This window comes from Mesorhizobium sp. KR9-304, from assembly GCF_040049215.1.
GTDB lineage: Bacteria > Pseudomonadota > Alphaproteobacteria > Rhizobiales > Rhizobiaceae > Mesorhizobium_K.
In genome coordinates this window covers 597,802-620,270 of sequence record NZ_JBDZDN010000001.1, presented here as the reverse complement: position 1 = coordinate 620,270, position 22,469 = coordinate 597,802, and the positions used below count along the sequence as shown (strand labels likewise).

Here is a 22,469-nt window from a genome sequence, read left to right as displayed (position 1 = left end):
GGCGGTGGTTACAGTTCTTGAAGTCACGGGGATGCGGATCGGCAAACTAGGCGCTGTTGAAAGCCGCGTCGGCCAAGCCTTTTCGGACCGCTTCGAGGTGTGCGGGCTGGATCCTTCAGCGGGGGCCGTTCAGTTCATGCCGACTCTTCGATCTCTTCCAGACAACATCGCAATCGATTGCGCCACCGGCGAGTCGGTACTCGAGGCCGCACGACGGGCGCATCTGCCAATCACGCATGCTTGCGGCGGCAAAGCAAAATGCTCCACTTGCCGTATCTGGATCCTGGATGGCGTGGAAGCTTGTCCAGTACAGGGTGAACTAGAACGCGACCTGACCGGCCGACTGCACCTGACCGAAGACATCCGCCTGGCCTGCCAGCTTCGCCCAACCGGCGATATAGTGTTCCGTCGCCTCGTGCTTGACGAGACGGATCTCCTCATCGCAAACCAATTGCAGCGGGGCGCCAACACAAAGTCCGGCGAATTGAAGTCCGTCGTTCTTTTCTTCTCCGACGTTGCCGGCTTCACCCGTTTCTCCGAGACGCTAACGCCTTATGACGTGATGTATCTCCTTAACCGGTATTTCGCGCAGGTCGGCGAGTTGATCGAACGGAACGACGGCTATATCGACAAGTTCGTCGGCGACGGACTGATGGCGATATTTGGCGTCGACGGTCAACCCGACGCGCCGATCCGCGCGGTCAATGCAGCGCTGCAGACGCTTGCCGCTGTCGACCGGATGAAGCCCTTCTTTGCGTCGATGTACGGAATAGAGTTCGACATACGTATTGGCCTGCATTTGGGGGACGCGGTCATCGGTTCAATCGGCTCGCCCGGTAACGAGCGCCTTACCGCGATTGGCGACACCGTTAATGTCGCAAGCCGCGTTGAGGCAGCCAACAAGGAAGCCGGCACTCGGCTCCTCGTCTCCGAGGCGCTGTACAATCGCGTAAAAGACGATGTCGAGATGACCGATTTCGTCCGTGTGCGGCTCCCCGGCACAACGGATCGCATTACGCTGTATGAGATCGTGAAGTTGCAGCCGGAGGCTGAACGCGCGTTGAACGCTGTCGTGGTTCGCGACACGGTACGCCTCGGCGGCAAAACTTGGCACAAGGCTATACGTCTTGATTCCCTCGTTGAGGGTGAGCCGACGGTGCTGGGATTCCCGAGCCTTTATGCGGTAGTTCTGAGGAAGGGTGAAAAGATCTTCGCTTTCAATAATGCCTGCCCGCATCTGAAGTTGCCGTTCTTCGAGGCCGCGGCGGCTGGCACGACACCGCCTGCCAGCCGCATTGATGACGAAGGGACCATCAGATGCCGCTGGCATGAGAGTTGCTTCGATCTCGCTTCTGGTGAAATCGTATCCTGGTGCGAGGCGCTTAATGATGACGGAGTGTCCCAACAGATGCCGATGCTAGGGGACATTTCGAAAAACCGCGCGCCTTTAAAACTCATTCCCTGGCGCGAGGAGGCCGGACAAATTTGGCTTGCGCTCGACTGAAGGTGAGTGACGGCGACGATCGATCCGGGCCGTGTCATATGGACCAATCACGTTAATTCCAGAAATCCTAGTTCACGAAGCTTGTTGAGCAAATACGTCTGAAATCAGTGCGCCATCAGCTACCAAGGAGGCAGCGGAGTGAGTAAGACCGGGCCGCCTCGCACCTCGTGGTTTCGGTCTTTGGGGCCAGGGCTCATCACCGGCGCGGCAGATGACGATCCGGGTGGTATCGCCACCCATTCGCAGGTAGGCGCGCAGTTTGGCCTTAGCCTGATGTGGACGGTTGCGCTGACCTATCCACTGATGACGGCGATCCAGGCCATCTGTGCTCGGATAGGGCGCGTTACTGGCGAGGGACTCGCCGTCAACATGGCGCGTGTGCTGCCGCGGTCTCTGGTGCACGTCATTGTCGCTTTATTGTTCCTGGCCAACACAGTGAACATCGGCGCTGATCTCGCGGCGATGGGCGCGGCAGCGCGGCTGGTTTTGGGTTGGGGCGAAGTCGCTTTCGCGGTCGCCTTTGCAGTGGGTTCGCTGCTGTTGCAGGTCCTCATGCCCTATCACCGCTACGTGCATATTCTCAAATGGCTCACGCTCAGCCTGCTCGCCTATGTCGGCGTCGTTTTCACTGTTGCCATCGACTGGGGTGCGGTCGTGCGAGGGATGTTCTGGCCGCAGGTCGCTTTTTCACGGGAAACCATGGTCGCGATCGTCGCCGTATTCGGCACGACGATCAGCCCTTACATGTTCTTCTGGCAAAGTGCCGAGGAGGTGGAGGACGAGATGCTGGCCGGGGATGGCTCGCTTCTCGATCATCCCGATCAGGCGCCATCTGAACTCGACCGGATCGCCTGGGACACCTCTATCGGCATGGGGTTCTCCAGTCTGATCTCGTTCTTTATCGTCCTGACCACCGCCGTTACGCTACACACCGCCGGGATCACCGATATCGCCACCTCGGCCGATGCCGCTCAGGCTCTGCGGCCAATCGCGGGCGAGTTCGCCTTCCTGCTGTTCAGTCTGGGCATCATCGGAACCGGGCTCTTAGCGCTACCGGTTCTGGCAGGCTCGGCCGCCTATGCGATAGGCGAGTTGCGCGGTTGGCGCATCGGGCTCGAGCAAACGCCGCAGAACGCCAAAGCCTTCTATGGTGTAATCGCGCTCGCTTTTGCCCTCGGGCTCCTGATGCTGTTTCTGCCGTTCGACCCGATCAAGGCTTTGTTCTGGAGTGCCGTGCTGAACGGGGTAATCGCCGTGCCCTTGATGACAGCGACGATGATCGTGGTCTCTAACCGAAAGCATCTTGGTTCTTTTGTCGCCCCTCTTGGGCTCAAAATCATGGGCTGGCTCGCAACGGCCGTGATGACCTCTGCGGCGCTGGCGATGTTTGTCCTGTAGTGGGAGATCGAACCGTGCTGGCCTTCTCGCGTTTAAGGCCGCGGCCTCGGTGAACCAACTGTCCCTTGGGTACACAGCTGCCTTAAGCCTGTGCATCAGTGAGTCCGCTTTTGGTGAAGGGACTGCACCGTCTGAATGACTACCTCGAGGCGCATACCAGTCGTTCAACACCTGTGGCGGGGTCAGATCGAAATAAGCCGCTGAGATCGCCGCCCGCCGTCAGATGCTCCATCAGACATGCTGATCGATTGTCGGATTCCAGTCGTACGACCTTACAGCTTTGGCAAAAGCCGCGACGGAAGGCGAAAGCGGGCGGCCGTGGACTGAAACGAGCGAGACCTGGCGAACAATGGCCGGATCGGCAACCGGTCGATGGCGGACACCGTGAGTGAGGGCGGAGAATTCGGGCACAAAACAGACGCCCATACCGGCCGCGACCATGGCCATGATCCAGTCTTCGCGCTCGCTTCGATAGGCGATCTCTATCTTGATGCCGCGCGCATCGCAGAGTTCGTCGATGTGGCCGGCGAATTCGCAATTTGATGCGATCGAGGTATGGTTCGCCCTCGACGTCGCCAAGTTGAAGCGTGTTCTGCCGCTCAAACGGATGCCCGGCGTAGAAGGCAACGCCGAAGCGCTCGGCGTAGATCGGCTCCGCGTCGAGACGCTTGTCGAAAGGCAACGGCTGGGCCATTAGTGCGATATCCAGCTCTCCTTCCAGAAGAAGTTCGGTGAGCCGGGCCGGCACGCCCTCGGTCACCGTGACCGCGATGCCGGGATGATCGGTGCGAAAGTCGTTGAGGAACCCCACGAAGCGCACCGGCCCGATCGTGCACATGACGCCGAGCGTCAAGGAAGCTGCCTCGAGCTTGAGAAAGCGTCGGGCGACCTGCTCGACATCGCTGGTGCGACGCAGGACGTCGTCCAGGTGCGGTCGTATGAGACGCCCGAAATCGGTGAGCTGAACGTGACTACGCTCCCGGCTGAAGAGGCGCCCCCAAGCTCGGCCTCCAGCTTCTGGATGGCGCGGGTCAGCGCCGGCTGCGTGACGTGGCATTGCGCCGCCGCCTTGCGAAAGTTCAAGGTTTCGCATGCGGCCAGAAAATATCGAACCTCATGCATTTCCACCTTGGATAGTCCTCCTGATGCTCGTCATTCATCGAGTCGATAAATTCTCGGTAATTGCTGCATCTGCTGAACGAGCCTACCCTAGTTCGGCAGCCGGAGCACGGGAAGCTCCCGGTTCGGCTTGGTTATCCGAAGCGGTTGGACCGGCTGATCGCGCGGTTTTGCGTCCGGTGGTCCAGGACAAGAGCGTTTCCGGTATGTTTCGCCCGCCTTGATGGGAGAAGGAGCGCGAACGATGCAGGATGTGTGGGCGACCGTTGCCGACCTCGATTCATCCATGCTGGAGCGCCTTGCGGGCGTGCTGGAGGCGAGAGGCGCCGACCCGCAGCAGCAGGCGATGCGGCGCGCTTTTCTTTCCGGGATCGATTTTCCGGCGGGCGCGCATGTTTTGGACATTGGATGCGGGACAGGCGTGCTGACGCGGATGCTCGCACAATGGCCGAATGTTGAGACAGTGGTGGGCGTCGATCCGGCGGCTTCCCTTATCCGGGAAGCGAGAAAGCTGGCTCCGGACCTTGCCAATGTGACTTTCAACGAAGCTGATGGACGGTCGCTCCCCTTCGACAGCGAAGCGTTCGACGTCGCTATCTTCGATTCAACCCTCTCGCACGTGCCGGGACCGGAACGTGCTCTTGCCGAGGCTCATCGCATGCTTCGTCCGGCTGGCAGGCTCGCCGTGTTCGACGGCGACTACGCAACCGCGACGGTGGCGCTCGGCGATCACGATCCGCTGCAAGCTTGCGTGAATACGATGATGGACAGCTCTGTGAACGACCGCTGGCTGATGCGTCGGCTCTGCGCGCTCGTTCGGAATTCAGGTTTCGAGCTTGTTGGTTTTCGCAGCCACGGTTTCTCGGAGACGACGGGGGGTGCCTACATGCTCTCCGTTGTCGACAGAGGCACCGACATTCTGCGCGCCTCCGGCTCTGTTGGGGAAGAGACCGCTGCGGCGTTGAGGGCGGAGGCGCGCCGCCGGGCGAATGCTGGAACATTTTTCGGGCACATCGCCTACACCAGCCTTATCGCTCGCAAGCCTGGTGCACTGGCCTAGAGGAGGAGACGATGAACCTTCCCAGCTATGCAATGAACCAGACTAGTTTCTCTCAGATGTACGAGCAGTGGCTCGTAGGACCGCTGTTCCGGCCTTGGGCCGAAATGACTGTCGAAGAAGTGCTGGGCTCGGGAGACCGCTTTCTCGACATCGCCTGCGGAACGGGAATACTTGCGCGCGTCGCAAGGGAACGGATCGGCGATGCTGGGCATGTTGTTGGCATCGACATCAGTCCCGACATGCTTGCGGTTGCACGCGCTGTCGCGCCAAGCATCGAATGGCGCGAAGGCAATGCCAGCGCCTTGCCGCTCAAGGACGGCGAACAGTTCGACGTCGTCGTCTGTCAACAGGGACTGCAGTTCTTTCCCGATAAGCCAGCGGCCGCGGCGCAGATGCGTCGAGCATTGGCGAAGGACGGAAGGCTGGCTGTCGCCACGTGGCGTTCCGACGAGGAGATTCCATTCTTTCGAGAGCTTCGCCATGTGGCGGAACGGCATCTGGGCGCCATCTCGGATCAGCGTTACGCCTTGGGAGATGCTGCCCCGCTTGAGACGCTGCTTCGGGACGCGGGTTTCAGTGATGTCCGATCGAAGGTTCTTACGCGCAAGATCCGCTTCAACGCAGACACCCCGTTTTTGCGGCTGAACGCGATGGCACTCGTCGGCATGAGCGCCGCTGGCAAGGCTTTGAATGATCAGGCGCGCAAGGATCTTGTTGAGGAGATCGTCGGCGAAAGCGTGCCGATACAGCAATCCTACACCGACGGATCAATGCTGGCCTTCGAGCTCCGGACCAATCTTGCGACGGCGATCGGTTAGAACGGAGGAAGCAGCAAAGCGGCGCGACCAGCAGTGCGTGAGACATCGGGCTTCAGCCTCGTCGACTCCCACGAGGATGGCAGCTTTGGACAATAATTCACCTTGACTGAATGACCGTTTCGGGGGCGCCTTGCTGACTGGCAGGTTGGGGGGCAGAGAGCAGCCCAGCGCTTTGAGGCTCGGATATTCAGAAGCGGGACCTTTCCGGGGTGTCAACGTGATCAGTGAAAGCATCGATGCCGGCTTCTGCCTGGGCTCCGCGCCGTGTTCCGCCGCCCTTCACAGGTCCCGGTCCCTTCACTCGATTCGCGAGTCTTTCGATCCGATCCGATGTGACCCCTAGCCGACAGTCGGTCGCGCACACTCGCGTCCGAAGCAGGACTAGAATAGGCTGAAGGCAAAGCCGCTTAGACCGACAGGGAAGGCGCAGGGCACCTATGGAGCGACGGCTTACCGCAATACTTGCTGCCGACGTGGTTGGCTACAGCCGCCTCATGGGCGAGGACGAGGTAGGAACGCTCGAGGGACTGAAGAGCTGCCGTCGCGAGCTGATCGATCCCGAGATCAAGAAGCACCACGGCCGCATGATCAAGCTCATGGGCGACGGCGCGCTCGTTGAGTTCGCCAGCGTCGTCGAGGCCGTCCAGTGCGCTGCTGTGATCCAGCGCCGAATGGCCGACCGCAACAAGAACACCGCCGAAGCCCGGAAGCTCCGGTTTCGCATCGGCGTCAATCTCGGCGACGTTATCGTCGAGGGCGACGACATCTATGGAGATGGTGTGAATATCGCGGCGCGCTTGGAAGCGATGGCCGAGCCGGGCGGTGTTTGCATCTCCGGCACGGCGTTCGATCACGCGGTGCACAAAGTGGATGTCGGCTTTGCGGACCTCGGAGAGCAGCGCCTCAAGAATATCGCCGATCCGGTTCGCGCCTATCGGGTTCTGCTCCATCCCGGAGAAGCGGGGAAGATCCTGGTGGCGCCGCGCCGACCAGGTTCGCCCATCATGATTTTGGCAGGAGTAGCAGCGCTGCTCATCGTCATGCTTGCAGGCATTTTTGCATGGCAATGGCAAAAGCCCTCCGCGCTCGGAAAGCCATCAGTTGCAGTCCTGCCGTTTACGAACCTGAGCGGCGATCCTGGCCAGGACTATTTTGCCGACGGCATCACCGAAGATTTGATCACCGACCTTGCAAAGCTTTCCGGCCTCGATGTAATCGCTCGCAACTCCGTCTTCGCCTACAAAGGAGAACCCATCGTTTTGGCGGATGTCGGGCGTGAACTTGGCGTGCGCTTTGTCGTTGACGGGAGCGTCAGGCGCACCGGCGATCAAATTCGCCTCAACGCGCAGCTGATCGATATCGCCACTGGCGACAACCTATGGGCTAACCGGTTCGATCGCGGCATCGCGGACGTGTTTGCTGTCCAGGACGAGATGAGCCGGGAGATCGCCAAGGCGCTCGATGTCCACGCTTCGGCAGCCGAGAGCGAGCGAATGGCACGCCCACCGACCGCAAATCTCGAAGCCTACGATACCTACCTGCGTGCGGAGCGGGAGGCGCGCACCGGTCGAGGCGACGGATTCCGCGAGGCGCTTGCGCTCTATGAGAAGGCGCAGAATATCGACCCCACCTTCGCCGAGGCCTTCGCCGCCGATGCACGGCTGAGTGTCTATCTTTGGCGCACTGCCTCCGACGATATCATTCAGAGCGCGCTTGCGCGAAAGAGAGCCTATGAGAAGGCAAGCCGTGCTTTGGAGCTCGATTCGGAGTTTTCATCGCCCTACGCCGTTCTCGGGATTATGCAGGTCATGGATCGCCGCTATGAAGATGCGATCACCTCAGCGGAGCGTGCTGTCGCATTGGGCCCCGGAGACGCTGAAACGCAAATTGCTGTTGGCTACATCCAGGTGTTCGCCGGAAATCATAACGAAGCGGCATTAGCCGTCGAAACGGCAACGAAACTTGATCCCAATCTGGCTCCGATAGACCGGGAGGTTGTCGGGGCTGTCTTACTTTTGCTCGGGGACACCAAGAAAGCCATTGAGACACTCGAACGCGCTCGCGACGATGCTCCAGAGGCCGGCAGCCTTAGGATTTTACTCGCAGCGGCCTATGCCCGCGCCGGCCGCTTAGCAGACGCCAAAGCGGCGATTGCAGACGGCCTCCGGCTGGTGACGAGGACCGAATCCTTGGCTCGACTGCGGTCGTTGGACGCGTTTCGAAATCATTATGCTCACCTTCGCAACGCCCAAGACTTGGCGCCGATCATCGCCGCGCTACGCCAGGCAGGACTGCCCGAATGGCCGTTCGGCTTCACCGCTGATGAACAGGACCGGTTGAACGGCGCTGAAATCGCATCTGTTGTTGCTGGCAAGACCTTGAAAGGCAAACTCGAACCCAACGGGCTTCTAGCCATTATGCAGATAGAGCCAGACGGCACCGCAGTCTTTCGGACGATAACACGAATGCTCACCGAGAGAGTCTACGTCGATCGCGACCTCTTGTGCGAGCAGAGCGAGAATATGTTTGGACGCCCCGACTGTGGTCCCGTCTACAGGCGCAGCGACCCTTCCGGCGAAGGTTATACCTACGTCAATTCAGGTAAGGTGTTTCACTTCGTGGTGAACTAGGCTCGCAAGTCTCATGGGTTGTTGATCAAGTTCCAATCCGGTTCATCGACTGCCAACTTTGCTTCGACGACTGGCCATTTAGAATCGCCCTTCGGAACAAGATCATCGGCATTGTCCGCAAAAGCGGCCGCATTCCCTTCGTCATAGATCAGGTAGAGCTTGCCATCTATAATCTTGAACGCTTCCGGATCGACATTGACGGTGACCGATTCATTGAGTGCGACCTCGCCCGCGCAGTAACCACCGTATTGAGGAGCGTACTTGGCAGGCTCGCTCATAAACATTTCTTGGTGCTTCTTGTTAGCGAAATGCCACGGCGTACCAAGCCACTCATAGGAAAAATCTTCGGAACCCTTTACGGCCTTGCCCTCGGTGAAATAGGCGACCGTGTCGTAGCCCATGATCGCCACTCCGCCGAAATAACCGGTGTTCACTGAATCGTCGGCGAAAGCCGGTCCTGTGCCGACAATCGCCGCGGCCGCAAATGCGGCTGTCGACAATGAACAGCGAATTAGATTCCTTATGATTGCTATGGCCATCTGCGCTCTCCTTATCAATCGTGGATCGCTGCGCACTTCGCGGCGCCCGCTTCGCCAAGGACTTTCGCCTGGCAAGTGGCGCCATGCCGTTTGAATAGTTTTATGATGTCGGTATTACCCTTCCAGAACGCGCGAGTAATCGGCATGTAGCCATGACCCTCGGCACGGTTCACATCCGCACCTTGCTCAATGAGGAATTCTGCCAGTTCGACATGGTTTTCTTCACCTGCTATCATCAAGGGTGTGACCCCCGACTTATTGGCTGAGTCTTCGAGCACTGCCCCCTGCTCGAGCAACAGCTTGGCGATCGGAAGGCTCCCAGAAAAAGCAGCCGCGTGGAGGGGGGTAAACCCACCGGAATTGCGCGCCATGACTTCGGCGCCCTTGCTCAGCAGGAATTCTGCAATGGCGAGTTGATCGGCCAGGGCAGCAGCGATGAGGGGGGTTGCCTGATCAGGAGCCCGGCTATCGATATCAGCGCCACTTGCCAAGGCCTGCTCGACCGCGGGCTTATCCCCCGCAGCTACCGCATCAAACAGCAAATCGCCTGCGGCCGCCGTCGTTGCCGCGAATGCCAACACAAGAAGTGCCAACAGCCCACGCATGTCCACAAATAGCACGCGCAGGGATGGCGTACAAGTTCGGCAGGGCGGTGGTCGGCGACATGGCGCTCTCGCGTTGCCCACATACGAGGCAGCAAAAGAAATGTCCGCTTCGGATTGCGCCACGAATGACTGGGATTGACGCTACCTCGGCCTCCAGCTTCGCCGTCGGCGAAGTCAGCTTTTATGAAGCGGCCGATGCGCCCTCAATGACCGAAATGAGGCGCATTGCCGACCAGCAGTTTTGCGGGAAGCAGTGGGTCCGCTTGGCGTTAGAAGCAAGGATGTATTCGTTGTCGATGTCGCGCCGTTCTGGAAGCTCGCTGAACTACCTCAAGCATTCGGGAAGACGTTCCGGATCGGTTGTCTTAGACAGGTGCTCGGCGGAGGCGCATGGCGGGAAACCTGCCGGCAGCAAGGTTGCCAAGTAGCGGTCGCGCTCGGCGGCGCTGATCCCCGGCGCGTTGATTATACCCTCGACGGTCATATCGGGGTACCTCTTAAGCGCTTCCTTGACCGAGGCTTGCGCCTCTTCTATCCGTCCGGAGCCGGCGAGCGAACCACTGCGCACTATCCACCTAAACTTATTGTAGTTTTCCGGTGTCAGGCCTTCCAGCATCTTCAGCGCGTCGTCGTATCGCCCCACCATATAGTAAGCATACGAAAAGGGTCCCGTGGCCCACATCGGATAGTTCGGATCGAGCCGGATCACCCGATCGACCATTTCCGCACCAAGTTCTGGTTCGCCAAAGGATACCGCCCAGCCGGCATAAAAGGTCAAGATTTCTGCCGAACCGGGAGCCAAGCGCAACGCCGTGTCCAGCTCAATTTTGGCGCGGGCGAGGTCACCCCGATCGCCCAGGCTCATGCCGAGCGCGGCGTGAGCCTCAGCGTCGCTCGGATCGAGTCGAACGGCGCGTTGGGCTGCATCTGCAGCCGCATGCGCTCCCTTCTCGGGATCGACGCCGAAGTTCGCCAACACAGAGTGCGCGTGGTAAAGTTCGACCCAGGCGCGGGCCAAGCCTGGATCGAGCTCGACGGCGCGGTTGAGCAGGTTGATGGCCTCCTGGATATCCTCCTTGGTGAACTGCTCAAGTTTCTCGGTGCCAAGCAGATATAGTTCGTAGGCGTTCAGGTTTTCTGGCGACTTACGTTTGGCTGCTGCCCGCCCTGCTTCCTGGATCAGCCCCGCGCCGCCGCCGAGCCGGTTGGTGACCTGTTCGGATATCTCGGTCTGTACCGCGAACACATCCTCAGTCGGTCGGTCCCAGCGCTCCGACCAAAGATGGTTGCCGGATTGCGCGTCGATCAGCTGCGTGGTGATCCGGACGCGACCGCCCTGGCGCTGGATCGAGCCTTCGAGCACGTAGCCGACATGGAGCTCTTTGGCGACCTCTCGGGCATCCACTGGCTTGCCCTTGTATGCTTCCGTTGAATTACGCGCCACCACCTCCATTTCCGGGAAGCGCGCAAGGTCAGTAATGATGTCTTCCGTAAGGCCGTCAGCCAGCCGCCCAGTAGCCTCATCGCCGCCATAATTTTCAAACGGTAGCACAGCCACCGATGGCCGGACACTCACTGGCGCCGCCTGCCAGAATTGCCAAGCTGATCCGGCGGCAAGTAGAACCGCCACGACGGCCGCAGTCCCCACCAAAGCCCAACGCGGACGAGACCAGATCGAGCGACGGCGGATACCTTGCTTCTCCAATGTTATTCGGAAAACCTGTACCGGCTCGGTGACGTTCTTGACCTTCTTTTCACCCATAGGTTCGAAGCCGAAGGCGAGCTTCTTCTCAACCTCCTTCGCCACCTTCCCCGATACACATATGCCACCGGGTTCCGCCAATTGTTCGAGGCGGGCGGCAATATTGACCCCGTCGCCATAGCGGTCGTCACCGTCAATTATGACTTCGCCGAGATTGATTCCCATCCTGACCAAGATCTGCTCGGCCTCGGGCAGCGAAGCATTGCGCTCGGTTAGGCCACGTTGCAATGACACGGCACATTCCACCGCATCGACAACGCTGGCGAACTCAGCCAGCATTCCATCGCCCATGAGCTTGAAAATGCGACCGTGATGCCTCGCGATTTCTGGTTCGAAAAGCTCAGTGCGACCAGCTTTCAGCCGTGCAAACGTGCCCGCCTCATCACGCTCCATTTGAGCGGAATAGCCAACCACATCGGCCGCCAGAATGGCGGCAAGCTTGCGGTCCATGTCTCCGACCCCGCCTTCGACTGAATAATACGCGGCATCTGTCGAAGCGTAAAGGAGACCTAAATTGCAGCGGGTGAGAGGGTATCCTAGGCCGATGCTGGTGTCCGGTTCGATTTCGCCAGCGAGCCGATGATGCGATGCCAATTTCCATGCCGGTGATCTTGCCAATGTTCCCAACAGCACAACTGCGGCAGTCAGCGCGTCAATTAGAACGTCGGCTTTCAGCAAGCCGGCAAACTGCTCTCAGCGTCCGCAACGAGGCGCCTTTCTGCTATTCGGGATGACGACTGGGGGATTGTTACGCGTCCATTGAGGTATAGGCCTGCGGACACCAATTTTGACCAAAAAAGCCAGTCCAATAGAGTGTGCACACGCTTTGCGGACATCCTCCCAACGGACACAAATCCCACGGGCAGCAGATCCGAGGCCCTTTTCGATAGCCATTCTAGCGCTCTGAAACCACTAAGGATCAATTGCCTCTCGAAACCTTCTACTTGCATGCGCCATTCCGGCGAGGTTGTAGTGCCGGCCGGTCGTATCTTGCTTGGCGTGTTGAAGCAGGCTGCTCGCGAGTCCGACCTTGTCAGGGGCCTCGAGGGCAAGCGAGGTTGCCGCGGCGCGACGGAAGTCATGCATTCCCATTGCCGCGCCGAAGTGTTCGCGCGTGTGCTTGCGGATGGTCAGGTAGACGGATCCGGCTGTAAGCTCTTTTCCATGCTGGGAGACCCAGAGCGCGTCATGGGGCACGTATTTTAGAAGACGTGGGCGTACGACGTCGAGATAGTAAATCAAGTACGGGCTCAGCTTTGCAGGTACGACGAACGAGTGCGGCCTGCCGGTTTTCGTATCGGCGCCGAACAGGTTTATGGTCAGCGTGTTGCAGCTGCGCACAATGTGCCTGCTGCCGGTTAGCGCCGCCATGCTCCTGCGGCGGATCGGCCACAGCGACAAAAGGGCAATGATCAATCCGTCCCGGTATTCGATTTCATTGAGCAGGTGATTGCGCGGCGAGGCGATCATCGCGCCGTCCATCAACGACAACCCAAGCGCCAAGGTATCCCAGGGCATCTTGAGTTTGGAGAGCCGCTCCATTGGGCGCGCTCTTATGGCCAAGCGGTTCTTCAAAGCTGACAGCCAATCAAAATCGTCATCAGGCGCAAGCAGACGAGCGGCCATGAGAAGACCTTCGAGATTTATCACTATGGATGTATCGCGAATGGTCTCAACGAGATGCTCGACAAAACCTTTCACTCGTTCAGGTATGATCCTCTTCTCCGCGGGCAGCAGGAGATCGGCCGGGAACTCGAGCGCCAAAAAGCCAAGCCACCTGCGGTAGGGCGTTTCCACGCGGCGCCAAGTACCTTCGGACCAGTTGGAACACGATGGAGCAGATTCGTCGAAGATATCGCGAGGCTGACGGGCCAACTCAAAACGCAGGCGGTCGCCCGAGGGCCATTGGTCTTTCGGGAGGTGTTTCAAGGGTCGATGGACTTCAGATTTCCTGGGCATTGCCGAACCGCTTCCGGCGGATCTTCCTCGACCTTCTCTTCTCCAATGCTGCCATCTTGGCGACCACAATTTCCCCATAGGCACGGCTGGCCCGTTCGCCCGACAGACCGGCGTAGATCAGGGTTGTCTTGCCAAAGGAGTGTCCGAGAAGCTGGCGCACTGTCTCAAAGTCCTCCGGGCGGGCTTCGAGATAGCGGTAAGCCGCAAGGTGCCGGAACTGGTGCGCGGTCATCTCGATCCCGACGCGCTTCTCGATGGCAACGGTGATGGCTCTGCTGAGGCTCGACTGGCCCAGCCGCTTTCCACCGGGCTTGGCAAACACGTCGCCTTCCGGATCGGCGCCAATCGACGGCAGCACCTTGCGGTTCCAGCGCAACATGGCCGATGTCGTTTCATCGAGCTCGTAGAGCAGGTCAGCACGCCTTGTCTTGGTCTCTGTAGCCGGGATGAGCAGTGTCAAGACTCCGCGAGGTCCATGGAACTCTCTAACGTGACGCCGCCAGTTCAGCGCAACAAGGTTCTGCGGACGCATCGGAGCAATGAGCAGCAAGGCGATGGCCAGGCCGCTATGTGCGACAGCATGAGCGGACCTGCCATGGGCCAAACGGCGCCTGGCTTCAACGAACAAACGTGAGGGGAGGCCGACAAGTGCACCCAGAACATTCTCGTCACGCACGGCCTGAATGAGCGCCTTGTTTTTGGCGGTCAGGTCGAAAGGCACGGCGGGGAGCTTTGCGGCAAGCTTGTTCAGACGGGCAAGCTCGCCGGCTTCGACCCGGACGTGGTGCGTGGCGACCGCAATCAGTGTCTTGGCGATCGCAGTCGCAAAAGCATTTGGCTTCGTGGTTGTTTCCCCAAGGTAGTGGCGCAGGACGGCCTTGAAGTTTTCCGAAGCAACGAGATCGGCAAGCGTTTCGACAGGGGTGGCCGCCTTGCTAACTACATCGAAGGCCAGCCGGATATGTTCGCGCTGCAGTCGCAAGGTTCCTTGCGCAAGCGGGCGCACAGGCGCGCCAAGGCGTTCGTCGAAGATATCCGGGTTGGCACGCATGGCGAGGTAGGCCTCAGCCTCCCGACGCAGCGCGTCGGGTAGATCGGCCCAAGCCGTCTTGCGCGGCTTGATTCCGATCTGCAGTGACCTCAGCCGTGTAGTTGGCCAGCCGGCCACACGTTCGCTGGCCCGGTTCCAGAGCCGGGGTATTGCCCTTGCCACAGTGTCTGGCCGGGGCTCGATCGTCCTCGTCTTCAGCCAGGCGTGGAAGCCAAGCACGATATCGTCATTCACCGTTTCCGGATGAACCGATTGCTCCGCGCAGTAGTTGATGAAGCGGCTCAGCCCCAGGAGCGACTTGTCTTGGAATACGGTGTGCAGCAGTGACCAATGAGGATCGCGCTTTGTCCGGTAACCGCCGGCGGCATCGATGATGCCGACCAGCCTTAGTGCTGCCCTTAGGTTCGATTGGATGTTGGCCAATGATTTTGGCGACACGCCATGCGCTGCCGGCCTTATAGAAGCGGTCAAAGAGCGCACGGCGTCGACCGAGAAGACAAACCCGTTGCCCCAGAAGCCGCCCATCTTGAGAACCCGGTTGACGGCAGACACCATGTCTCTCTTGCGGGTGTCGGAGTGCCGGCTGGACTCGATCATCTGGACGAGTTCGGCATACGCGATGGACCGACCAGCGATTTCCGGATCGATTTTCATGGCTTGAACTCCATAAATGCCAAGAGATGACAGACAGTGACATTCGGGAATACTACATTAGAATAACTGGAACGTCTGTATTGCCAGTGTATTCCCGAATATAGGCTGAGACGTTGTTTTCATTGAACAAATGGACACTGCTCACGCTTGCTTATTAATCATCGCTTCGAGGTCGGTTTCGGCGATCCGGCAGAGACCGCCGACAGTCACCGCTGCAAGCTCTCCGTCGGCGATCCAGCGACGGACGGTGCGGACGGAACAATCGAAGCGACGCGAGACTTCGTGTGCTGAGAGGTAGCGCGGTGAGGGTGATGGAGCTTCGCCAACTGCTGTAATCGGGGAGGGGCGAGGGAGACTTCTTCGACACGAAGTTCAGGAAGAGCCTCGAGCCATGCCAAAGCATCGCGGCATAACACGACGGTCCGGTTGCCGACCTTGCGAACACGGATCTCATGCGCAGCTATCATGTTGTACAGTGTGCTGCGGCTTATTCCGGCCCAGGCGCAGAACTCCTTGACCGAGAGCGCGGCGCGGTCCGTCGGCAGACCATGCTTTTCCTGGAGCCGGCGATCGCTCTCAATTTCGGCAGCATCGCGATGGCCGAGGAAGGACTCTAGCAATTCAGCTGCGGGCGTCATTGTCCATCTCTGAGCAAGCTTGTCAGACGATGGCCCTAGCTGATTTCCACCTCCGTATTCAGTGTCACGAATTCACAAAAGGTGAGGATCAGTGCAGTTTGAGCTTCCTCTTCGGACCCGGTCGCCCCATCCGTGCCAGCCCTACTGCCTCTCGCGCGTTTGGCCACACTTCCCCAGCGAACCGGCGTTCGGATATGTTTGTGAAATTCTGCCTTACAAATTCGCGCGCGCTCTCTTTCGGCATCTCCTGGTCCGAGGCAAGGCTTGCCGAAAGGGCTTCCGTAGCCTGCAGGATTGCGTCGTCGTCCCCGTCCAGCGCATTTGCAAGCCACATCTCCAGATCCGCCTTTAAGAAGAAGGTTCTGCAGCGCTTTGCCAAATCAAAAACAATGGCACTTGCCGTTGAATCGAGCCTTAGGAGGCGCGTGGCCTGCAAGAACTCCTTCTTCGAGTTCAGCCCACGCACCTCACGCATTCCATGCGCGATAGAGTCGAGGGAACTCGTGTTTTCGTAGTAGAGCTTGAGGGTCCCAGCCTTCCATGCTGCCCAAAGCTTGTCCGGGAATTTCCTGTACGCGACCAGATCATCAACGACTTGCTGGTCGTATTGAACCATATGCTTGGTGACGAACTCCTCGAGTTGCACTCCGTCCGCGCGCTCATGTGACTCCTTGTATTCTTTTTTGGCCCGCTCAATCTCTCTAATGCGCCGCGCCCTAAACTGCCCTTTGGTAAGCCCATCCCTTTTCATCTGCCTGTTGCGAAGCGCGCTAGCAGCAGCCACGGGGCTGATCGTCTTTTCGGTGTGTGAAACTCCCGGATATATGTGGTTTCCACCCATGTTTCTGATGGGTACGTGTAGGTTGATCTTAACTTCGATGGTCAACTGCATATTGGAAGACCTCAAACAGACTTGGTGCTGTACGAACATTTGGTATCGGATTGTTCGCGAGTTTGATCAAGAGATGCTGTTTGGCGACCGGGGCGTTGCGGATGGAGGGAACAGCCTCCGCAGCGAGGAAGACCTCGCAAAGCTGCCCGACAGCTATGCGCCTCATATCGGCCACCCAGATCAGATTTGTTGCATGCTGAGAGCAGACATCCTAGGCGAGCAAAATGGAAAACTGAATGGGAAATAAGCGACGATTGATGCCTCGTCGCAGAATGTCTTCCATGGGGCGCGATCTCAGACTATACCGCCGCCTCCGGACGCCACCGTCGGCCGTTCCGCCGCCACCTTCTTGCGATAGCCACTCGCTCGATACGCTGCGACCGGATCGATCGCGCCGCCGGCCAGCAGCCGCACCATGGCAAGGATCGGGTCAATGTCCGTGCGGAACGCTGCCTTCAACGTCTGGGTCGCCATCAGCGCATCGTTCCCATCCTGGTAGCCGGCAAGCGCCGCCCGGTCGACCAGAAGCGCCGCGCCATAGGCGCGCAGCACCTCGACTGCCGACAGCATCAGGCTCTCGATCGGGTCGGTCACATTGTGGCTCTGGTCGAGCATATGCGCGGGGTCGAAACCCTCGGCCTTGTTCAACTCGGCATCGACCAGCTCGTTGAAGACGAGGAACAGCCGGTAGGGATCGATCGACCCCGTATCGAGGTCGTCGTCGCCATATTTCGAATCGTTGAAGTGGAAGCCGCCAAGCTTCTTAAACTGGATCAGCCTGGACACGATCATCTCGATGTTGACGTTCGGCGCATGGTGGCCGAGGTCGACCAGGCAATAGGCCTTAGGCCCAAGCTCCTGCGCAATGATGTAGTTGGTGCCCCAGTCCTGCACGACGGTCGAATAGAAGGCCGGCTCGTACATCTTGTGCTCGGTGAAAAGCCGCCAGTCGTCAGGCAGCTCGGCATAGATCTCGCGCATGGAGTCCAGATAGCGCTCGAACGACCTGGCGAAATTGACCTGGCCTGGAAAATTCGAGCCGTCGCCGATCCATACCGTCAGCGCCTTCGAGCCCAGCGTCCTGCCGATCTCGATGCATTCGAGATTGTGCTCGACCGCCTGCTTGCGCGTGCCGGCGTCGGCGTGGCTGAGCGAGCCGAACTTGTAGGACAGCGCCTGGTCCTTGGCGTCGGCGAAGGTGTTGGAGTTCATCGCGTCGAAGCCGAGACCGAAGCGCGAGGCCGCCTGCTTCAGCCGCTTCGGGTCTGCCTTGTCCCAGGGGATGTGCAGCGAGACATCAGGCGTGGCGCGGGTGAGTTGCTGGATGACCGCGCAATCCTCGATCTTGTCGAATATGTCGCGCGGCTCGCCTTCGCCCGGAAAGCGTGCGAAACGCGTGCCGCCGGTGCCGACGCCCCAGGACGGTATCGCGACGTGGAAGGCGGCGATCCTGTCGCGGATGGCGTCGATGGCAATGCCGCGCCGGTCGAGCCGCTCGCCGAGGGATGCGTAGTCGCGCCGGAGATCGTTTTCACGCGCCGCATTGCCCTTTTCTACGACATCGGCCGGGATAATCGTTTCGCTCATCGCTTTCCTCCCGCGCCGGACTGGCTAGCGCGTAAAACTCTGCGCGTTGCCCGCGTCGACGTTGATGATGTTGCCGGTCGATTTTGCCGACATTTCCGACGCGAAAAAATAGATCGCCTCGGCGATGTCTTCGGGAAATACCGAGCGCTTCAGCATCGAGCGCGAGCGGTAGTGCTCCTCCAGATCGTCGGTCGACATCTTATAGGCCGCGGCTCGCTGTTCTTTCCACTCGCCGGTCCAGATTTTCGAACCGCGCAGCACAGCGTCGGGATTGACCACGTTGACGCGAATCTGGGCTTCCGCGCCTTCCAGTGCGAGACAGCGGGCGAGATGGATTTCGGCCGCCTTGGCGGTGCAATAGGCGGCGGCGTTGGGCGAGGCCGCGAGCCCGTTCTTCGACGCGACGAACACCACATTGCCGCCAATTTCCTGCGCACGGAACAGCCGGAACGCCTCGCGGCTGACCAGGAAATAGCCGGTCGCGAGAATGTCCATATTCTTGTTCCAGAGCGCCAGCGTGGTTTCCTCAATCGGGGCGGATGAGGCGAGTCCGGCATTCGACACGAGGATGTCGATGCCGCCATATTCGACGGCCATTTCGGCGAAGCCGCCGATGACGGCGTCTTCCTTCGTCACGTCCACTTTGACCGAGCGGACGAAGTCGGCTCCGAACCGCTTGCCGAGCTCTTCATGCGCGGCGGAGAGCGCCTGCTCGTCGATATCGGCGAGCACGACGCAGGCGCCTTCGCCGAGCAGGCGTGTCGCCGTGGCGCGGCCGATGCCGCCGGCGCCGCCGGTCACCAGCGCGATCCTGCCCGCCAGCGACTTCGGCTTTGGCAGCCGCTGCAGCTTCAAATCCTCGAGCAGCCAGTATTCGATGTCGAAGGCTTCCTGCTCCGGCAGGCCGACATAGGACGAGACGGTCGACGCACCGCGCATCACGTTGATCGCGTTGACGTAGAACTCGCCGGAGATGCGCGCCGTCGCCTTGTCGCCGGCGAAGGTGACCATGCCGACGCCCGGCATCAGGTAGACCACGGCGTTCGGGTCACGGACGGGTGGCGAATCCGGATGCTTGCAGCGGTCGTAGTAGGCCTGGTAGCCCACACGATAGGCGGCGACGTCCTCGGGCAGCCTAGCGATCACCGCATCGACATCGGGTTTGGCCGGATCGAACTCGATCAGGAGCGGCCGGATTTTCGTGCGCAGGAAATGGTCGGGGCAGGAGGTGCCTAGCGGCGCCAATACCCGCAGATCCCTGGAATTCACGAACTCCAGCACTTCAGGCGAGTCGTCGAAATGGCCGACCTTGTGGCTCGTCTTCGAGATAAGGCCGCGGATCTCAGGCATCAGCCGCGCTGCGATGGCACGCCGCGCCTCCGGCTCCAGCGACGGCACCACCGCGCCGCCGAAAATCGCCTTGCCTTTGCTCTCGCGCTCGAACCAGGCCATCGCCTCGTTGATCACCGAGATCGTGGTTTCGTAGCATTCCTTCTGCGTGTCGCCCCAGGTAAACAGGCCGTGGCTTTCAAGGATCGCGCCCTTGGCCTCGGGGTTTTCCTTGCAGAATTTTTCCAGCCACAGGCCGAGCTCGAAGCCCGGCCGCTTCCATGGCAGCCAGCCGATCGCGTCGCCGAAGATTTCCCTGGTCAGTTCCTTGGAATTCTTCGCTGCCGCGATCGCAATGATTGCGTCCGGGTGCATGTGATCGACATGCGCGCGCGGCACATAGGCGTGCAGCGGCGTGTCGATGGAGGCCGCGCGGGGATTCAGCGCGAAGGTACAGTGGGGCAAATAGCCCACCATCTCGTCCTCGTGCTCGACGCCGCGATAGAGCCCCTTCAGCGCGCGCAGTTTGTCCATGTAGAGCGTGGCAAAACCGTCGAGCTTGATCGAGGCGCTGTCGCCGCCCGATCCCTTCACCCAGAGCACCTCGACATCCTCGCCGGTCAGCGGGTCCTTCTGCCGGACCTTCGACGAGGTGTTGCCACCGCCGTAATTGGTCACGCGCTTGTCGGAGCCGAGCGTATTGGAGCGGTATACCAGACGCTCCGGCTCGCTCAGGTCTGAGGCTTTTTCGTCGTCCCAAAGATTGGCGAGGCGCGCGGGGGTGCGCTTGTCGAGCATCGGTGAAACCTCCCGTAGAACGCGCCAATGGCAAGCGCGCTGTTTTCCGCAAAATCACACCGTGCTGGGTTGTTGTCAATCACAAACGATCAAATCCGATCACACTGCACTGCACAAAGAGAAATCATGATCGGAAATGATTGACACTGCTTGCGCCTGATGCGTAGATGAGCCTGCACGGGAGGAACCATGCACGAAAAAGAGCGCCATCGCCTGATCCTGTCCGCCGTCCAGGAAAAGCCTGTGGTGACGGTGCAGGAGATGGTCGACCTGACGGAATCGTCCGAGGCGACCATCCGGCGCGACATCGCCGCCCTGCATGTCCAGAAACGCCTGCGCCGCGTGCGTGGCGGCGCCGAGGCGATCTCCCCGCCGCAATTCGTCGGCCTCGCCGGCCGGCCGTTCTCCGTCAACGAGACGCTGCACGCCGCGCAGAAGCGCGCGATCGCCCGTGAGGCGGTTGAGCTCTGCAAGGACGGCGAGCCGATCATCATCAATGGCGGCACCACCACCTTCCAGATGGTGCATTTCCTCACCGGCCGCCGCATGCCGATCTTCACCAATTCGTTTCCGATCGCCGAACACCTGCTCAAGCACTCCAAGAACACGGTGATGCTGTCGGGCGGCACGATCTATCGCGAGCAGAACATCATTCTCTCGCCCTTCGACAACGACGTGACGCGCAATTTCTACGCGCGGCGTATGTTCATGGGCGCGCAGGGCCTCGGGCCGCTTGGCCTGATGGAGGCCGATCCGCTGCTCATCCAGGCCGAGCAGAAGCTTGTCGACCAGGCCGACGAACTCGTCGTGCTGGTCGATTCCTCGAAATTCCGACTGCGGTCGAGCCTGATCCTGTGCGGCCTGTCGCGCATCGCGACCGTCATCACCGACGAGGGCATCGACGACCGCGAGGCAAAGATGCTCGAAACGGCCGGCGTCGCGCTCATCGTGGCGCGCAAGTCGGCAGCTGGCCGGGAGGAATCTTCGCTGCAGGCTTAGGGAAATCCCGCGCCGCAGTGCTGATGGTAATGCAACGCTCAAGGGAGGATATTCGATGAGCATTTTGAAAAAGCTGATGATGACGGCAGCGATTTCCGTGGCGATGTTCGCGACGGCTGCCAATGCCGAGCCGATCAAGATCGGCCTGGTGGTGAAGTCGCTCGGCAACGGCTTCTTCGACGCCGCCAACAAGGGCGCCCAGGAAGCTGCCAAGGAGCTCGGCGACGTCGAGGTGATCTACACCGGCCCGACCTCGGCCACCGCCGAAGGCCAGATCGAAATCATCAACTCACTGGTCGCGCAGCAGGTGAATGCCATCGCCATCTCCGCCAACGATCCCGACGCGCTGGTTCCGGCGCTGAAGAAGGCGATGGACCGCGGCATCACCGTGATCTCATGGGACTCCGGCGTCGCTCAGGAAGGCCGCCAGGTTCACCTGAACCCATCCGATACCAATCTGATCGGCGAGACGATCATCAAGCTCGCGGCCGACTACCTGCCGGAAGGCGGCGACGTCGCAATCCTGTCGGCCTCGTCGACCGCCACCAACCAGAACGCCTGGATCGAAGCGGCCAAGAAGGTGCTGCCGGAGAAGTTCCCGAAGATCAACCTCGTCGCCACCGTCTATGGCGACGATGACTCGGTGAAGTCGACCAACGAGGCCAAGGGCCTGATCTCCTCGTACCCGAACCTTAAGGCGATCATCGCTCCGACCACGGTCGGCGTCGTCGCGGCGGCGCAGGTCGTGACCGACCAGAACCTGATCGGCAAGATCAACGTCACCGGCCTCGCGCTGCCGTCCGAGTTCAAGAAGTTCATCGACAACGGCTCGTCGCAGGCCGTCGCGCTCTGGAACCCGATCGACCTCGGCTACTCGGCCGTGCAGATCTCGTATCAGCTCGCGACCAAGAAGGCCGAGGCGAAGCCCGGCGCAACCATCTCGATCGGCCGTGTCGGCTCGATCACGCTCGACGACACCAATTCGGCTGCGATGGCTGCGCCCTTCCAGTTCGACAAGACCAACATCGAGGAATTCTCGAAGATCTACTGATCTGGGTCTATTCTCACCGGTGCGGCGGGATCTTTCACCCGCCGCCCCTCTCGACCCCGCCGGGGCGGATATGGAT

19 protein-coding genes and 1 pseudogene are annotated in these 22,469 nt (G+C 60.0%); 8 read left to right on the top strand and 12 right to left on the bottom strand.

The window, feature by feature from the left end:
* Positions 1-31: 31 nt before the first annotated feature.
* Together ABLE71_RS02985 and ABLE71_RS02980 are read left to right on the top strand one after the other, a co-directional pair.
* Complete coding sequence (locus ABLE71_RS02985; RefSeq protein ID WP_348781873.1) at positions 32-1,504, top strand: adenylate/guanylate cyclase domain-containing protein; 1,473 nt, start codon at positions 32-34, stop codon at positions 1,502-1,504.
* 138 nt (positions 1,505-1,642) lie between these two features.
* A complete protein-coding gene (locus ABLE71_RS02980; protein ID WP_348781872.1) occupies positions 1,643-2,902 on the top strand; it encodes a divalent metal cation transporter in 1,260 nt (419 codons plus the stop codon).
* Between the two features lie 231 nt (positions 2,903-3,133).
* Here the strand turns inward: ABLE71_RS02980 and ABLE71_RS02975 are convergent, their stop codons facing one another.
* Positions 3,134-3,481 (bottom strand): LysR family transcriptional regulator substrate-binding protein, encoded by a 348-nt coding sequence (locus tag ABLE71_RS02975; protein WP_348783645.1) that lies wholly within the window; start codon positions 3,479-3,481, stop codon positions 3,134-3,136.
* Between ABLE71_RS02975 and ABLE71_RS02970 the strand changes: the two genes are divergently transcribed.
* On the top strand, positions 3,420-3,599 hold the full coding sequence (locus ABLE71_RS02970) for a hypothetical protein (RefSeq protein ID WP_348783729.1): 180 nt from the start codon (positions 3,420-3,422) through the stop codon (positions 3,597-3,599). The two genes, ABLE71_RS02975 and ABLE71_RS02970, sit on opposite strands and share 62 nt — an antisense overlap.
* Here ABLE71_RS02970 and ABLE71_RS02965 read toward each other — a convergent pair.
* Positions 3,525-3,740 (bottom strand): annotated as a pseudogene (locus ABLE71_RS02965) (LysR substrate-binding domain-containing protein); the annotation flags it as partial. The gene ABLE71_RS02970 and the pseudogene ABLE71_RS02965 overlap by 75 nt on opposite strands.
* An 11-nt stretch (positions 3,741-3,751) precedes the next feature.
* Positions 3,752-4,024 (bottom strand): LysR family transcriptional regulator, encoded by a 273-nt coding sequence (locus tag ABLE71_RS02960; RefSeq protein WP_348783644.1) that lies wholly within the window; start codon positions 4,022-4,024, stop codon positions 3,752-3,754.
* A 250-nt stretch (positions 4,025-4,274) separates the two neighbouring features.
* Between ABLE71_RS02960 and ABLE71_RS02955 the strand changes: the two genes are divergently transcribed.
* From ABLE71_RS02955 to ABLE71_RS02945, 3 genes are all read left to right on the top strand, one after another.
* Entirely contained in the window at positions 4,275-5,081 is an 807-nt protein-coding gene (locus ABLE71_RS02955) for a methyltransferase domain-containing protein (RefSeq protein ID WP_348781871.1), read from the top strand.
* Positions 5,082-5,092: 11 nt separating this feature from the next.
* Positions 5,093-5,899, top strand: a complete 807-nt coding sequence (locus tag ABLE71_RS02950) for a methyltransferase domain-containing protein (protein ID WP_348781870.1) — start codon at positions 5,093-5,095, stop codon at positions 5,897-5,899.
* A 437-nt stretch (positions 5,900-6,336) separates the two neighbouring features.
* Positions 6,337-8,529 carry an adenylate/guanylate cyclase domain-containing protein gene (locus tag ABLE71_RS02945; protein ID WP_348781869.1) on the top strand — a complete coding sequence of 731 codons (2,193 nt, stop codon included), beginning with the start codon at positions 6,337-6,339 and terminating at the stop codon, positions 8,527-8,529.
* A gap of 11 nt (positions 8,530-8,540) precedes the next feature.
* Here ABLE71_RS02945 and ABLE71_RS02940 read toward each other — a convergent pair whose 3' ends face one another.
* From ABLE71_RS02940 to ABLE71_RS02900, 9 genes are all read right to left on the bottom strand, one after another.
* Positions 8,541-9,068, bottom strand: coding sequence for a YHS domain-containing (seleno)protein (locus tag ABLE71_RS02940; RefSeq protein ID WP_348781868.1), 528 nt, complete (start codon positions 9,066-9,068; stop codon positions 8,541-8,543).
* A gap of 14 nt (positions 9,069-9,082) precedes the next feature.
* Positions 9,083-9,673, bottom strand: coding sequence for an ankyrin repeat domain-containing protein (locus ABLE71_RS02935; protein WP_348781867.1), 591 nt, complete (start codon positions 9,671-9,673; stop codon positions 9,083-9,085).
* Positions 9,674-9,998: 325 nt separating this feature from the next.
* The gene (locus ABLE71_RS02930) at positions 9,999-11,885 is read right to left on the bottom strand and encodes a tetratricopeptide repeat protein (RefSeq protein WP_348783643.1); all 1,887 of its coding nucleotides are present in this window, start codon (positions 11,883-11,885) and stop codon (positions 9,999-10,001) included.
* Positions 11,886-12,347: 462 nt separating this feature from the next.
* Positions 12,348-13,394: a hypothetical protein gene (locus ABLE71_RS02925; RefSeq protein WP_348781866.1), complete on the bottom strand. Its 1,047-nt coding sequence runs from the start codon at positions 13,392-13,394 to the stop codon at positions 12,348-12,350.
* Complete coding sequence (locus ABLE71_RS02920; RefSeq protein WP_348781865.1) at positions 13,378-15,099, bottom strand: site-specific integrase; 1,722 nt, start codon at positions 15,097-15,099, stop codon at positions 13,378-13,380. The genes ABLE71_RS02925 and ABLE71_RS02920 overlap by 17 nt, the downstream gene beginning before the upstream one ends.
* Before the next feature lie 206 nt (positions 15,100-15,305).
* On the bottom strand, positions 15,306-15,737 hold the full coding sequence (locus ABLE71_RS02915; RefSeq protein ID WP_348781864.1) for a helix-turn-helix domain-containing protein: 432 nt from the start codon (positions 15,735-15,737) through the stop codon (positions 15,306-15,308).
* Positions 15,738-15,825: 88 nt separating this feature from the next.
* The gene (locus ABLE71_RS02910; RefSeq protein WP_348781863.1) at positions 15,826-16,629 is read right to left on the bottom strand and encodes a hypothetical protein; all 804 of its coding nucleotides are present in this window, start codon (positions 16,627-16,629) and stop codon (positions 15,826-15,828) included.
* Positions 16,630-16,923: 294 nt separating this feature from the next.
* Entirely contained in the window at positions 16,924-18,216 is a 1,293-nt protein-coding gene (gene rhaI, locus ABLE71_RS02905) for an L-rhamnose catabolism isomerase (protein WP_348781862.1), read from the bottom strand.
* 24 nt (positions 18,217-18,240) lie between these two features.
* On the bottom strand, positions 18,241-20,343 hold the full coding sequence (locus ABLE71_RS02900; protein ID WP_348781861.1) for a bifunctional rhamnulose-1-phosphate aldolase/short-chain dehydrogenase: 2,103 nt from the start codon (positions 20,341-20,343) through the stop codon (positions 18,241-18,243).
* Positions 20,344-20,532: 189 nt separating this feature from the next.
* Between ABLE71_RS02900 and ABLE71_RS02895 the strand changes: the two genes are divergently transcribed.
* Entirely contained in the window at positions 20,533-21,342 is an 810-nt protein-coding gene (locus ABLE71_RS02895) for a DeoR/GlpR family DNA-binding transcription regulator (protein ID WP_348781860.1), read from the top strand.
* A gap of 55 nt (positions 21,343-21,397) precedes the next feature.
* Positions 21,398-22,393 (top strand): rhamnose ABC transporter substrate-binding protein, encoded by a 996-nt coding sequence (gene rhaS, locus ABLE71_RS02890; RefSeq protein ID WP_348781859.1) that lies wholly within the window; start codon positions 21,398-21,400, stop codon positions 22,391-22,393.
* Positions 22,394-22,469: the final 76 nt, after the last annotated feature.

Excerpts from the sequence above, each read along its gene's own strand:
- ABLE71_RS02925 (WP_348781866.1), bottom strand. The coding sequence starts at position 13,394 with ATGCCCAGGAAATCTGAAGTCCATCGACCCTTGAAACACCTCCCGAAA.
- ABLE71_RS02950 (WP_348781870.1), top strand. The coding sequence starts at position 5,093 with ATGAACCTTCCCAGCTATGCAATGAACCAGACTAGTTTCTCTCAGATG.
- ABLE71_RS02910 (WP_348781863.1), bottom strand. The coding sequence starts at position 16,629 with ATGCAGTTGACCATCGAAGTTAAGATCAACCTACACGTACCCATCAGA.
- ABLE71_RS02915 (WP_348781864.1), bottom strand. The coding sequence starts at position 15,737 with ATGACGCCCGCAGCTGAATTGCTAGAGTCCTTCCTCGGCCATCGCGAT.
- ABLE71_RS02920 (WP_348781865.1), bottom strand. The coding sequence starts at position 15,099 with ATGAAAATCGATCCGGAAATCGCTGGTCGGTCCATCGCGTATGCCGAA.
- ABLE71_RS02960 (WP_348783644.1), bottom strand. The coding sequence starts at position 4,024 with ATGCATGAGGTTCGATATTTTCTGGCCGCATGCGAAACCTTGAACTTT.
- ABLE71_RS02930 (WP_348783643.1), bottom strand. The coding sequence starts at position 11,885 with ATGGACCGCAAGCTTGCCGCCATTCTGGCGGCCGATGTGGTTGGCTAT.
- ABLE71_RS02935 (WP_348781867.1), bottom strand. The coding sequence starts at position 9,673 with ATGCGTGGGCTGTTGGCACTTCTTGTGTTGGCATTCGCGGCAACGACG.
- rhaS (WP_348781859.1), top strand. The coding sequence starts at position 21,398 with ATGAGCATTTTGAAAAAGCTGATGATGACGGCAGCGATTTCCGTGGCG.
- rhaI (WP_348781862.1), bottom strand. The coding sequence starts at position 18,216 with ATGAGCGAAACGATTATCCCGGCCGATGTCGTAGAAAAGGGCAATGCG.
- ABLE71_RS02970 (WP_348783729.1), top strand. The coding sequence starts at position 3,420 with ATGTGGCCGGCGAATTCGCAATTTGATGCGATCGAGGTATGGTTCGCC.
- ABLE71_RS02900 (WP_348781861.1), bottom strand. The coding sequence starts at position 20,343 with ATGCTCGACAAGCGCACCCCCGCGCGCCTCGCCAATCTTTGGGACGAC.
- ABLE71_RS02945 (WP_348781869.1), top strand. The coding sequence starts at position 6,337 with ATGGAGCGACGGCTTACCGCAATACTTGCTGCCGACGTGGTTGGCTAC.
- ABLE71_RS02940 (WP_348781868.1), bottom strand. The coding sequence starts at position 9,068 with ATGGCCATAGCAATCATAAGGAATCTAATTCGCTGTTCATTGTCGACA.
- ABLE71_RS02985 (WP_348781873.1), top strand. The coding sequence starts at position 32 with ATGCGGATCGGCAAACTAGGCGCTGTTGAAAGCCGCGTCGGCCAAGCC.
- ABLE71_RS02895 (WP_348781860.1), top strand. The coding sequence starts at position 20,533 with ATGCACGAAAAAGAGCGCCATCGCCTGATCCTGTCCGCCGTCCAGGAA.